The organism is Nocardia glycosmidis (genome assembly GCF_052545115.1).
Genome location: NZ_JBQWRH010000013.1, coordinates 104578 through 116984 on the forward strand (window position 1 = coordinate 104578; position 12407 = coordinate 116984).

The window sequence follows — 12407 nt, forward strand, 5'->3', positions numbered from 1 at the left end:
TTGCGAAACCTTCACACCTTGAATCGCACCGAGCCGAGCCCCGACACGGTCGCCGTGATCTCGCTGCCGGCGGTCAGCCAGACGGCAGCGGTCGCTGCCCCGGCCAGAACGATCGACCCGGCCGGAAGTTCCAGGTTATAGGTCTGAGCCATTCTTTGCGCGGCCTGCAGAGCGGCCAGCGGACTGCCGAGGATGTCCACGGTGTTGCCCGATTCGGCCCTGGTGTCGCCGACGTCGAGAGTGACGTCCAGGTCGGCCAGGTCCAGACGGGCCGCGACATCAGCGTAAGGCAACCAGTCGCCGAGCACGAACCCGGCAGCGGAGGTGTTGTCGGCGACAACATCGGTGAGGGAGAACTTGAAGTTCTCGTACCTGCTGTCGATGATCTCCAGGGCTGCGGCGACATCACTGACGGCCCCAAGGATATCGGCGTCCGGGTCCGCCAGGTCGACATCGCTACCGAGCCGGAAAGCCACCTCCGGCTCGATCCGCGGGTGCAGCCATTGCGACACATCCGACACGGAGTCGGGCGCGAACCGCATGCTTTCGTGCAGAACGCCGATAATGACGTCTGAGACACCCATCTGCTCGGCCTTGGCCTTGCTCGTAAAGCCGAGTTTGACGCCGACGACGCGGTCGCCTCGCTGTTCCCGCAGTTGCGCACCGCTGGCCTGAACGGCGTACGCGTCAGCGAGCGTCATGTGATGCGACAGGCTGAGCTGCTCGATCGCGGTGGTGGTTGTGGCCGCTTCATACAGCGACGTCGCGAGCGCGCGAACGTCGAGCGAGGCTTCGGACTCTGAGGCTTGAAGGGAAGTCATATTTTCACACATACACATTCGTCAGTCGGGAGTAGCAGTGCGGGGACTGCTACACGATGTATTCGCAGGTCGCTTTGGTTCCGGTGGTCCGAGTGCTGTCGCAGTACCCGGACGGCACGACCTATTCCGGTTTCTCGGCCGCGGCCGCGCGAATGGTGAGAGCGATGTCGATGATCATGTCCTCTTGACCACCGACGAGCTGGCGACGGCCGCATTCCATGAGAATGTCCCGGACGTCGACATCGTATCGGGCTGCCGCATTCTCGGCGTGCCGCAGGAAGCTGGAATAGACGCCGGCATAGCCAAGGGTGAGGGTTTCCCGGTCGACGCGGACCGGGCGGTCCTGGAGCGGACGCACGATGTCGTCAGCGGCGTCTTGCAGCTTGAACACGTCGCAGCCATGCTCGAAGCCGGACAGGTCGGCAACGGCGATGAAGGCTTCGAGAGGGCAGTTGCCCGCTCCCGCGCCGTGACCGGCCAGGGAAGCGTCTACCCGGCGAACACCGTTCTCTACCGCCACGACGGAGTTCGCCACGGACAACGACAGGTTCTCGTGGGCGTGAATGCCGATCTCGGTCTCGGAGTCGAGGACATCCCGATAGGCCCGCACCCGGGCGACGACATCGTTCATGGTCAGCCGGCCGCCGGAGTCGGTCACGTATACGCAGTGCGCGCCGTAGGACTCCATCAGCTTTGCTTGCCGCGCCAACTCCTCGGGCGGCGCCATGTGCGACAGCATGAGGAACCCCGAGACGTCCATGCCGAGTTCGCGAGCGGCAGCGATGTGCTGGGCGGAGATGTCCGCCTCGGTGCAGTGGGTCGCGATTCGCACCGACCGCACGCCCAGGTCGTAGGCGGTCTTCAGTTCGTGAATCGTGCCGACTCCGGGCAGCAGCAGCGTTGTGAGCCGGGCCCGTTTGATGACCGAGGCGGCGGCTTCGATCCACTCCCAATCGGTATGTGAGCCGGGCCCGTAGTTGACCGAACCTCCGGCGAGGCCGTCGCCGTGCGCGACCTCGATCGCATCCACCCCCGCATCGTCGAGCGCGGCAACTATGCGGGTCACGTCGTCGGGAGTAATGCGGTGGCGCACGGCGTGCATACCATCGCGCAGAGTGACATCCTGGACGAAAATCGACGCTGTCATCGGGCGCTCTCCTCAGCTGCTGCGATTCGCTCGGCGACCTGCAGTGCCGCGGAGGTCATGATGTCGAGGTTGCCTGCGTAGGCGGGAAGGTAGTGCGCCGCGCCTTCGACCTCGAGGAATACCGAGACCTGGTGAGTCGGGTGACCGGAGGCGCCGGGCGCCAACAGGGTGCGCACAGGCTGGTCCGCGGGCAACTCGGTGATCTGCACCTGCTGCTTGAGTCGGTAGCCGGGGACATACGCCGCGACGTCGGCCACCATCTTCTCCACGGACGCGCGGATCTGATCATGCACGGCGGGATCGGCGGCAACGAGCGCGAAGACTGTATCACGCATGATCAGCGGCGGCTCGGCCGGGTTGAGGATGATGATCGCTTTTCCACGCTCGGCACCACCGACTTCGACGATTGCCGCGGACGTGGTTTCGGTGAACTCATCGATATTCGCGCGGGTGCCGGGACCGGCTGATTTCGAGGAGATAGAAGCGACGATCTCGGCGTAGGCGACCGGCACGATCCGGGAAACGGCGGCAACGATGGGAATGGTGGCTTGGCCACCACAGGTCACCATGTTGACGTTGGGCGCATCGAGATGATCGTCGAGGTTGACTGCCGGCACGACGTAGGGGCCGATCGCTGCCGGGGTGAGATCGATGAGCCGCTTGCCCAAGGGCTGGAGGCGGGCGGCGTTACGTTCGTGCGCCTTGGCGGAGGTGGCGTCGAAGACGATGCCGATCTCGTCGAACTCCGGGAGTGCGAGCAGCCCTTCGACGCCTTCGTGCGTGGTCGCGAAACCGAACCGTCGCGCCCGGGCAAGGCCGTCGGAGTCGGGGTCGATGCCGACCATGGCAGCCATCTCGAGGTGCTGTGCGGTACGCATCACTTTGATCATCAGATCGGTGCCGATGTTGCCCGACCCGATGATCGCCACCTTTGTTCGCGTGCTCATACTGAGTCTCCTTGGTCGAAGCGGACTGTGACAGAGCCGAGGCCGGAGATCGTTGCCACGACCTCGGCACCGGGGACGACCGACCGCATCGGACCGAGTGCGCCGGATAGCACGACCTGTCCGGCCCGCAGCGGGTCGCCGAGATCGCGAGCCGTGCGCGCCAGCCATTGCAGAGCCAGCAACGGGTCCCCGAGGCACGCGGCGCCGCTGCCGACGGAATCATCTTGACCGGTCACGGTCATCGACATCTCGACGTCGCGTGGCGTCAGCTCATCGAGCCCCAACCGGGTGCCACCGAGCACGTATCCACCCGCCGAGGCGTTGTCGGCAACCGTGTCGGCGAAGCGGATGTCCCAGTCCGCGACCCTGCTGTCACAGATCTCGATGGCGGCGGTTGCGTAGTTCACCGCTTCCCTGACCTGGTCCAGGTTCAGCTCGCCGTCGGCGAGGTCTGCGGCGAGCACGAAGGCGATCTCGGCCTCTACTCGTGGTTGCAGAAAGGCACCGAAGGGGACGTGGGCACCCTCCGGGTATTCCATGCCGGAAAAGAGGATGCCGAAATCCGGCTGATCGACACCCAGTTGCCGCTGCACCGCCTCGGAAGTCAACCCGATCTTGCGGCCGACGATAGTGGCCCCGGACGCGAGCCGCGCCTGCGTGAGACGCTGTTGCACCGCGTAAGCGGCCTGGAGATCGTCTGCGCCGATCAGGTCACGCACCGGCTCGCACGCGACGCCGGTCCGGGCTGCTGCCCGAAGCCTTGCTGCCGCCGTGTCCGCTACCTCGCCGACCACCATTCGGGGTGGGCTGCCGCCTGCTTCAATCACCCGTCCACTATCGGCGACCCGAACGCGGACCCCCAATTCAAGTGTTCCGCTCAGCGGTACACTGGCACGATGCTTCGCGCAACCCCGGACTTGCACTCGGTGCTGGGGAAAACAATGGCGATATTGTGGTCGTTGACCGCTGATGACCCAGTGCTCTCGTTGGCGGAACTGGCCCGTCGCGCCGATCTCCCCAAAACGACAGTGCACCGATTGACGGGCGAACTGGTCGGCCACAAGATGCTGGAGCGCGTCGATGGCGGCTACCGTCTCGGCAGTGCGGTGCTCGAGCTGGGACTGCGGGCGCTTGTGGGGCGCAGCCTGTTGGAGGTGGCCACGCCGTTCCTGCAAGATCTGTACGAGCGCACGCATGAGACGGTGCATCTGGGCGTGCTCGATGGGACCGAGGTCATTTATCTGGCCAAAATTGGGGGCCACCGGCAGACGCCGACTCCCTCACGCACCGGTGGACGAATGCCACTGCACTGCACTGCTATCGGCAAGGTCCTGCTCGCGTACGCCGATGCCGAATTGCGGCGCGGCGTTCTCGCCGGGCCCTTGGAGCGCCGCACCCAACACACCATGATCGCACCGGGTCTGCTGGACCGGCACCTCGACAGCGTCCGTAAGCAGGGTGTGGCGTTCGAGCGTGAGGAGTCCAAGCTCGGCTTGCTGTGCGTGGCCGCGCCCGTATTCGACCGCAACGGCACTACCGCGGTTGCCGCGATCAGCGTCGCCGGACCAGTTGGACGGTACCGGCCGGAATCGCACGTGGAGGCGGTCAAAGCCGCCGCCGCCGCGCTCAGCACCACCTACTCCCGCAACGCCGCCATGCCGCGGGCGGACAAGTCCGAATGAGCTGCACGCGGCATGTCGTTGTAGCGAGTCACATGCCGACCTCCCGATCCAGTTCCTTCGAGCGATCTCTATCAGACCAATATGCACCAATTTTCCAGAAGGAAGTTCCAGCGTGCGCGACTTGGCGCTAATTTTCTCGATAGGCTAGAGTTCAGCCTGTTCCGATTGGTTCGTAATGGTCAGATTGGTTGCAGCATGCGATTGGTTACCTTCGCTCACGCGGACGCAGCCAAGGTCACCGGCGACGTGCGTCAACGCGCCATCGTCAGAAACCTGATCTCCGACATTCCCGAGCCCATCGCGACTCTGTCGACGGGCATCCCGTCGCCCCCGGGCGATATCATCGCCACCGGCACGCCGGCCGGGGTGCGGAGCGGCTTCCCACCCCCGCGGTTGCGCCAGGGCGCAGATGTGGTCGAGATCGCGATCACGAACCTCGGCACTATTCGCAACCGAATCGTCTGAACGGAGTGACACAGATGTCTGTGGACGCAAATGTCGAAGTATCAGAACTGGCTGTCGATGAACTTCGGGCATATCTTGCGCGTCCGAGTTCGGGCGGGAAGTCGGGCATGCTGCTGCTGCCCAACGTTTTCGGGAACGCGCCACAGATTCGTGCGCTGGCCAACGACATCGCCGCGGCGGGTATGACCGCGGTGGTGTGGGATATGTGGCATGGGCCGAGCACCGACAACACGCCGGTCGCGGACCTGATCGCCCGGCTGGGAACGCTCGACGACGAAACCTGCCTCGACGAGCTCCGCCGGCTTGTCGACCACATGGTCGGCGAACTCGGCCTCGAACGGGTGGGCGTGATCGGCTGGTGCGTGGGCGGTCGGTTCGCGCTGCTCGCCGGTGGCCGGGACGACCGCCTCGCGAACGTGGTCGCCTATCATCCGACCGTGCTGATTCCGCCGGCTGCCAATCACACCCTCGACGCGGCAGAGGTCGCCGCGCGCGCGACGTCGCCGGTCATGATGCTCTACCCCAAGGCCGACGAGCTCGTCCCGTGGGAAAGCTATGTCCGGCTGCGCGATGCGCTCGAGTCGCGAGACACCGGCGCGACCATCGCGCACCTGTATCCCGGCGCCGGGCACGGGTTCGCCGTGAACGGTCTGCAGGGGACTCCCCCGAACGCCGCCGCGTTCGCCGCCTCGTGGCCGCAGGTCCTGGCGTTCTGCCAGCACACCACCCTCGCGTAGGGCGCCGTGAACCGGCGAGAAGAGCAGGACATCAGCGAGGATGACCTCGGCGCGGACGAGGACGTTGTCCAGGCGGCGCGCTCGAGCGCCGAGGGTGAACTCGCGGAGGCGCTCTACTCGCGCATAACGCAAGCGGCGCCCGAGCGGCGGCTGGATCCGACACGACGTGTGTTATCGCTGCTCGGGGACCCCCATCGCGCGTACCGGATCGTGCACGTGACCGGCACGAACGGGAAAACGTCGACCAGTTGTATCACCGAAACGATCTTGCGCGCCCATGGGTACCGCACTGCTTTGTTCACCAGCCCGGACCTGGGCCATATCAATCAACGCATCCGCATCAACGGTTCGCCGGTCGATGCGGAGCGCCTGGTGGAGTACTGGCGTGCGGTGGCCGATGCCGTCACAGCGACGGACGCGGAACTGGTGGACAGCGGGCGGCCTCCGCTGACGTTCTTCGAAGCCCTGACGGTGCTCGCGTTCTACACCTTCGCGCGCGAGCATGCCGAAGTCGCGGTGATAGAGGTCGGTCTGGGCGGTCAGTGGGACCCCACAAACGTCGCCGATGGTGACGTAGCCGTGTTCACCCCGATCGATGTCGACCACATCGATCTGCTCGGTGGCACGATCGGGGAGATAGCCCGGGCCAAGGGCGGCATCATCAAACCCCATGCCATCGCGGTATCCGCCACGCAGCCGGCGGATGCGTTGTTCTCGCTCACCAGATTCGCGGATGAGCGAGAGGTTCCCTTTTGGCTCGAGGGGGACCGTTTCTCGGTGTGCGGGCGCCGGCATACCGCGCAGGGACATTTGATCGACGTTGCCGGGTCAGCCGGAACCTATCCGGATCTGCTGCTGCCATTGCGAGGTGCGCACCAGGCGCAGAACGCGGCAGTCGCGATCGCCGCGACGGAGGCACTGCTCACGGAGGGACAGCGGCCTCTCGACCTTGCCGTCGTCCGCCGTGGGATCGCCGCGGCGAGCTCGCCCGGGCGGCTGGAACATCTCCCAGGGCAACCTCTTGTCATTGTCGACGCAGCACACAACCCGCACGGCGTTGCGGCGACAATGCGTTCGCTGCACGAAGAATTCTCGGGCGGGAAACTGATCGGCGTTGTCGCGATCCTCGAGGAAAAGGACCACAGCGGGATCTTCGTAGAAATGCGAGGCGTTTTCGCCGAACTGATCGTCACCACCGCACCATCGCCCCGAGCGGTGCCGCCCGAGCAACTCGCGGCTGAGGCGGCGAAAACCGGAGCATCCGTGCTGGTGATCGATGACCCGGAGCACGCTCTTCAGGTTGCCCGGTCACGCGCAACGGCCGATGACGCCGCGGCCGTTGTCGTTCTCGGGTCGATCACCCTCGTCAGTCTCGCTCGCAACTGGGCGCAGGAGCGGTAACGCTTCGAGATATAGTCGAATTTCTGAGCTGAACAACTATTGCGCGAATAAGGAATCCAATGAATCAAGCAGTTGTCGTTGCCGGTAAAGCTACCCCGCGCGGCGCATTCCCACACGTGAAGGTGGCCGGCGACTCCATCTACGTCTCCGGCACGAGCAGCCGCCGCCCGGACAATACGATTGCCGGGGCGTCCGCCGACGAATTCGGCGTGACAGTTCTGGACATTCGTGAGCAGACGCGCGCGGTGCTCAGCAATGTGCGTGACGTGCTACAGGCCGTCGGCGCCGATCTCGGCGACCTCGTATCCACGACGACCTACCTGGTCAACATGAACGACTTTGGTGGATACAACGAAGTCTGGAGCGAGTTCTTCGACAGCGACGGCCCGACCCGGACGACTGTCGCGGTGCACCAACTCCCCCACCCGCACCTGCTCATCGAGGTCCAAGCCGTTGCCCGGCGCAGCGGTCAGAACGGCTGAGCGAGCACAAATCGTACAGAATGAAATCAGAAGGGCCCGGTCGCTGCAAAGCGGCCGGGCCCTTCTGACGAATACAAATGGAGTGAGACAGCAGGATCCACAGAGCTCGGCCATATATCGGTGATCAGGGATCCCGGACGACGAGCTGTCATCGCGTCGAACGCAGCCGAAATCGCGGCGCACTACCAATACTGACCGGTGCGGTACATGGACTTGATCCAGCACCGCACCGGTCAGGACCGGTGGAATTCGCCGTTGTTCTCGAAAACCTGCGCGACGAGTTCGATCTGCGCTACGCTGGCGACGTTCCGCTGACAGCGCAAACCCGAATGTATTGCCGAGGCCGGTGCCCTACACCGGCCCAGCGTTCGGGTGACTCGACGAGCAGTTCCCGGATCTCGGGGCACCTTGCGGTGCCTTCACCCGCAGCATGCTCGAAAGCCCCCTCAACCCAGTACATTTGAACGGGAGCTATCGACCGCCGATAGAGCAGGCCGTGTTCAGGCGCCTACTGAACCCGCGGCTTCCTGGAGGTAGGCCGCCGACGCCTCAGGGTCGGTGAACCACAGATAGAAGTCACGCGGCTCATCGAAGCCGTTCACGAACCGTCGTGCCACGCGAGGATTGCCTCCCGCGGCGCCGAGGATCTGCAGCACGTGCGGCGGCGGCGGAACGAGGAAGCTGTTGGTCCATTCGGTGACGTACTTCGCGTAGTCCCAGAACCGGTTGAAGGCCACGGTCTTGAACTCGTCGTCGAACGGCCGGTCGCCATGCTCGAGAATACTGCCCAGATACGAGGCCGCACTCTTGCTCGCGTTGTTCGAACCCTGTCCGGTGATCGGGTCGTTCAGGACCACGACATCCGCCAGGCCCAGCACCGTGGCACCGGAAGGCAGCACACCGATCGGCTTACGGATAGCCGGAGTGAATCCGCCGGCGAGCACGCCGAGCTCATCGGTGAGTTCCGCGTCGCGGATACGCTCCGCCTCCCAAGGCAGGAATTCGCTCAGCAGCTTCTGAATACGCTCCACATGATCCTGCGGATCGGTCACGCCCTTGAACACATCCATCGGACCGCCCGGCAGGGCCGACACAACCGCGATGTGGCACGGCCCGGTCGTCGTCAGTGCCGGCGGCACGAAGTACTCGCCGACGCCCGGAATGATGTTGTACGTGAAGGTCGAGTTCGGATTGGGAGTCGGAGCCTGCACGCCTTTGAGATACGCCACCGACAGAATCCGCTGCGGGGAATCGAATGCCGACCGCGACTCGTCCCGTTCGAACAGCTTGGCGATATCACCCTTGCCCGCGGCGACCACCACGAGATCGGAAGACCTGGCGTACTCCTCCAGATCATCGATCGTCGCCTCGCGGATCTCGAGCTGCCCACCCCGATTGGTGAACTCCTCCATCCAGCGCGGCATCTTCACCCGCTGATCGATCGACTGCGCCGGCAGATCCAGACGCGACGCCCAGGAGATGGCCTTGCCACCCTGCCCATCGGGCACCGCCACGGAGATGCCGTCCATGGGCGGCGCATCGTTCCAGAAATCGAGCCCAAGGGCCTTTTCCCGCGCCCGTCCCGAACCGAAGATCACCTGGCTGGAAGTGACCCGGCCGTTCGCGATCTGCTCAGCGGTGCGATTCGAAACAAGCCGGACTTCATAACCGGCGTCCAACAGCCCGATTCCGAGCTGCAAACCGGCCTGACCCGCGCCGATAATGGTAATACTGCGCACTGAGTGTCCTTTCTCGGTCGCGCCCCCGCCTACGCGGTCTGCGCGGCTTCCTTGAGGAATGCCGCCGTGCTGTCTGCCTCCAAGAACGACAGGCAGAAGTCACGAGGCTCATCGAACCCGTTGGCGAACCGGCGCGCCACTCGGGGGTTGTTCGCCGCGGCACCAAGGGCATCGAGCAGATGCTGCGGAGGGGGAAGCAGGAACATGTCGGTCATCGCGGTGGGGTACTTCGCGTAGTCCCAGTACCGCTCGAACGTGCTGGTCTTGAACTCGTTGTCGAACGGCCGGTCGCCGTGCTCGAGAATGCTGGCCAGATACGACATCGCGCACTTGCTCGCGTTGTTGGCACCCTGCCCGGTGATCGGGTCGTTCAGGACCACGACATCGGCCAGGCCCAGCACCGTGGCACCGGAAGGCAGCACACCGAGCGGCTTGCGAACGGTGGACGCGAACGCTCCGGCGAGCACAGCGTTATCGTCGGTGAGTACCGCGTCGCGAGTACGCTCCGCCTCCCAAGGCAGGAATTCCTCCAGGATCTTCTGCACCCGGTCCCGGTGATCCTGCGGATCGGTCAGGCCCATGAACAAGTCCATCGGGCCACCCGGGACGGCTTCCATGGCCATGATGTGACACGGCCCCGACGTCGTGATTCCGGGGAACGCGAAGTACTCGCCGATGCCCGGCACGATGCCATAGGAAACCACGGTGTAGTCGTCGGTGGGGAGCATGCCATGCAGATAGGTCGCCGAAACCGTGCGCTGCGGGGTTTCGAATCGCGACCGCGTCGCATCCCGTTCGAACATCTTGGCGATCTCGCCCTTGCCCGCAGCGACCAGGACGAGGTCGGAAGACCTGGCGTACTCCTCCAGATCATCGATCGTCGCGTCGCGGATCTCGAGCTGCCCACCCCGCGTGGTGAACTCCTCGATCCAGCGCGGCATCTTCACCCGCTGATCGATCGACTGCGCCGGCAGATCCAGACGCGACGAGTAGCCGGTCGCCAGACCACCCTGGGTGTCCGAGACCTTGACCGCGATGCCATCGATAAGCGGGCCGTCGTTCCAGAAATCCAGGCCGAGCGAGGCCTCACGGGCACGCGCGTTCCCGAATATGCACTGGCTCGAAGTAATGCGACCGTTCCAGATTTCCTCGGCCGTGCGATTCGAGACGATCCGAACGTCGTAACCGGCGTCCACCAGACCGATTCCGAGCTGCAGGCCCGCCTGGCCGGCGCCGACAATGGTTATTGTGCGCATAAACGCTCCCTTTCAACTATCGTGCTCGCTGAGTAAGCCGATGGAGGCGTCTCTGCGATCCAAAATATTTAGTTGGCTCGCATCCATCGGAAATTACTGCGAGCCGTGCAGCGCTGCCGGGAGCACCGGCCCAGTATCTGGTGGCTTTTCCCGACAGCGCGGCATTCATCACACGTGCGACCGTCCACGGGAGAAAAGGTTCCCGTGGACGGTCGTCGCACGTTACTGCTTGCCGGACTTGATGACCTTCTCGAAGAACGGCGCCGGCGCGACCGTCGCACGGATCTCGCGCACCTCGTGCTGCTCGACGATGGACCGCTTCGAGTTCGGCTCACCCCACAGCAGCGTCACCTCGGTGCCCGGCTCGCTGTTCTCGATCGACACGATGGCGTTGGAGATGTAGGCGCGTGCGTTCGCGGAGTAGGAGCCCTGCATCGACAGACCGGCGTGAACGTCGCCCTTCAGCACCTGGTCGGCGACCAAGGTGGCGTAGGTCGTGTGCGGCGTGTTGATGTAACGAGCGGGCTTGTCGCCGAAGAGCGCGGCGCGCTGGACGTCCAGGACGTCGTCCTCGTTCCACACCAGGGTCACCTTCTTGCGCCGCTGGTTCTCCGACCTCGCGAGCAGGGCATCGCGCCCGACGAAGTCACCGCTGAAGTCGATGTGATTGGTGTAGCCCAGCTCGATCGCATCGACGTAGTAGTCCCGGATGTCGTCGGACTGGTAGCTTCCACCCAGCGAAGCAGCGGATTCGAGATGATAGCCGGTCAGCCATTCACGGTACGGCTTCATGTTCTCACTGTGATAAATCGCCGGCACCGGGACCGGAATCCAGCCGGACTCCTGGGCAGTGGGCCCGTAGGCGTTCTCGCCGACCTTGCGCAGGCCATATTTCTCGCCCGTCTGAATCAGCGCCTCACGGACGGCATCCTGGTCGTTCCACGCGCCGTAGATCTCGAATCCTGGGGTACCCGCCATTCCGTGACGCAGCGCACGGACTGTCTTCCCTGCGATCTGGAACTCACCGATCCAGAAGAACTTGACCTCGGGCAGCTTGCCGTCCGTGACTTCATTCAGCAATGGGAGTGCGTTCGGTCCCTGGATCTGGATCCGGAAAACTTCCCGGGGTCCTTGATGGACCATCCAGTTGTGGTGCAGTGCTGCGTCTACGTCGAGCGATGTCCCTTCGGCGTTGAACTGCAGCCAGTCGCACACGATAGGGGCGCCCACCACGCGGAAGAATTCTTCCTCCTCATGGAAGACGATGCCATCCGCAATGTGGTAACCGTCGTGGTCGGGCAGCACGATCTGCTTCGCCCGCTTGACCTGGAAGGTATCGAGCTTGTTGGCGGCGAACTGCGACAGGAAGGGGATGACCTCGCTACCGTGCAGGTGCAGCTCGGTCATGTGGTACGACAGCTCGAGCAGCGCCACACTTTCCTTCCATGAGCGCTGCTCATCACGCCAGTTGGTGAACTCCGGGGGGATTCCGGGGAAGACGTAGGGGCCCATCTGGTTGTTGCGGAGCAGCTTTACGGGACTGCCCGCCTTCTGAATAAGAGCCTCGAGGTTGTTCCCGGTGGTCGCCTCCGGCGCGGCCATGGCTGTTGTGCCCAGAATCGTCACAGTGCGTCCTTCATCATTGGAGTGGCACCTCTCGCGTATCGGTTCTTCACCGTCTAACAGAGGCGTCATCGACTGGGTGTCGGCCGCGACGCTACGGAACAAAC

At 64.2% G+C, this 12407-nt stretch carries 12 protein-coding genes; 5 read left to right on the forward strand and 7 right to left on the reverse strand.

All coding sequences use genetic code 11. The features are described 5' to 3' along the window. Positions 1 to 11 precede the first annotated feature (11 nt). From ACT86A_RS17740 to ACT86A_RS17755, 4 genes are all read right to left on the reverse strand, one after another. On the reverse strand, positions 12 to 821 hold the full coding sequence (locus ACT86A_RS17740; RefSeq protein WP_445093258.1) for a 2-keto-4-pentenoate hydratase: 810 nt from the start codon (positions 819 to 821) through the stop codon (positions 12 to 14). 121 nt (positions 822 to 942) lie between these two features. Then, the gene (gene dmpG / locus ACT86A_RS17745; RefSeq protein ID WP_445093259.1) at positions 943 to 1968 is read right to left on the reverse strand and encodes a 4-hydroxy-2-oxovalerate aldolase; all 1026 of its coding nucleotides are present in this window, start codon (positions 1966 to 1968) and stop codon (positions 943 to 945) included. Continuing rightward, positions 1965 to 2915, reverse strand: a complete 951-nt coding sequence (locus ACT86A_RS17750; RefSeq protein ID WP_445093260.1) for an acetaldehyde dehydrogenase (acetylating) — start codon at positions 2913 to 2915, stop codon at positions 1965 to 1967. The genes dmpG and ACT86A_RS17750 overlap by 4 nt, the downstream gene beginning before the upstream one ends. Beyond that, positions 2912 to 3712: a 2-keto-4-pentenoate hydratase gene (locus tag ACT86A_RS17755; RefSeq protein ID WP_445093339.1), complete on the reverse strand. Its 801-nt coding sequence runs from the start codon at positions 3710 to 3712 to the stop codon at positions 2912 to 2914. Before ACT86A_RS17755 ends, ACT86A_RS17750 begins: the two co-directional genes overlap by 4 nt. Before the next feature lie 99 nt (positions 3713 to 3811). On the opposite strand from ACT86A_RS17755, the gene ACT86A_RS17760 reads away from it, so the two are divergent. The 5 genes from ACT86A_RS17760 to ACT86A_RS17780 all read left to right on the forward strand — a co-directional run bounded on the left by ACT86A_RS17760 (position 3812) and on the right by ACT86A_RS17780 (position 7682). After that, complete coding sequence (locus ACT86A_RS17760) at positions 3812 to 4597, forward strand: IclR family transcriptional regulator (RefSeq protein WP_445093261.1); 786 nt, start codon at positions 3812 to 3814, stop codon at positions 4595 to 4597. An 81-nt stretch (positions 4598 to 4678) separates the two neighbouring features. Further along, positions 4679 to 5062, forward strand: coding sequence for a fumarylacetoacetate hydrolase family protein (locus ACT86A_RS17765; protein WP_445093262.1), 384 nt, complete (start codon positions 4679 to 4681; stop codon positions 5060 to 5062). A gap of 14 nt (positions 5063 to 5076) precedes the next feature. Continuing rightward, a complete protein-coding gene (locus tag ACT86A_RS17770) occupies positions 5077 to 5799 on the forward strand; it encodes a dienelactone hydrolase family protein (protein WP_445093263.1) in 723 nt (240 codons plus the stop codon). Between the two features lie 6 nt (positions 5800 to 5805). Next, on the forward strand, positions 5806 to 7200 hold the full coding sequence (locus ACT86A_RS17775; protein ID WP_445093264.1) for a bifunctional folylpolyglutamate synthase/dihydrofolate synthase: 1395 nt from the start codon (positions 5806 to 5808) through the stop codon (positions 7198 to 7200). A 59-nt stretch (positions 7201 to 7259) separates the two neighbouring features. Continuing rightward, complete coding sequence (locus tag ACT86A_RS17780; RefSeq protein WP_445093265.1) at positions 7260 to 7682, forward strand: RidA family protein; 423 nt, start codon at positions 7260 to 7262, stop codon at positions 7680 to 7682. Positions 7683 to 8182: 500 nt separating this feature from the next. Here the strand turns inward: ACT86A_RS17780 and ACT86A_RS17785 are convergent, their stop codons facing one another. The 3 genes from ACT86A_RS17785 to ACT86A_RS17795 form a co-directional block, all read right to left on the reverse strand. After that, positions 8183 to 9421, reverse strand: a complete 1239-nt coding sequence (locus ACT86A_RS17785) for a styrene monooxygenase/indole monooxygenase family protein (RefSeq protein ID WP_445093266.1) — start codon at positions 9419 to 9421, stop codon at positions 8183 to 8185. A 29-nt stretch (positions 9422 to 9450) separates the two neighbouring features. Beyond that, entirely contained in the window at positions 9451 to 10677 is a 1227-nt protein-coding gene (locus tag ACT86A_RS17790) for a styrene monooxygenase/indole monooxygenase family protein (protein WP_445093267.1), read from the reverse strand. 222 nt (positions 10678 to 10899) lie between these two features. Then, the gene (locus ACT86A_RS17795) at positions 10900 to 12303 is read right to left on the reverse strand and encodes a hypothetical protein (protein WP_445093268.1); all 1404 of its coding nucleotides are present in this window, start codon (positions 12301 to 12303) and stop codon (positions 10900 to 10902) included. Positions 12304 to 12407 lie beyond the last annotated feature (104 nt).

Coding starts and splice junctions, on each gene's coding strand:
- ACT86A_RS17740 (WP_445093258.1), bottom strand. CDS start 821: ATGACTTCCCTTCAAGCCTCAGAGTCCGAAGCCTCGCTCGACGTTCGC.
- dmpG (WP_445093259.1), bottom strand. CDS start 1,968: ATGACAGCGTCGATTTTCGTCCAGGATGTCACTCTGCGCGATGGTATG.
- ACT86A_RS17750 (WP_445093260.1), bottom strand. CDS start 2,915: ATGAGCACGCGAACAAAGGTGGCGATCATCGGGTCGGGCAACATCGGC.
- ACT86A_RS17755 (WP_445093339.1), bottom strand. CDS start 3,712: ATGGTGGTCGGCGAGGTAGCGGACACGGCGGCAGCAAGGCTTCGGGCA.
- ACT86A_RS17760 (WP_445093261.1), top strand. CDS start 3,812: ATGCTTCGCGCAACCCCGGACTTGCACTCGGTGCTGGGGAAAACAATG.
- ACT86A_RS17765 (WP_445093262.1), top strand. CDS start 4,679: ATGCACCAATTTTCCAGAAGGAAGTTCCAGCGTGCGCGACTTGGCGCT.
- ACT86A_RS17770 (WP_445093263.1), top strand. CDS start 5,077: ATGTCTGTGGACGCAAATGTCGAAGTATCAGAACTGGCTGTCGATGAA.
- ACT86A_RS17780 (WP_445093265.1), top strand. CDS start 7,260: ATGAATCAAGCAGTTGTCGTTGCCGGTAAAGCTACCCCGCGCGGCGCA.
- ACT86A_RS17790 (WP_445093267.1), bottom strand. CDS start 10,677: ATGCGCACAATAACCATTGTCGGCGCCGGCCAGGCGGGCCTGCAGCTC.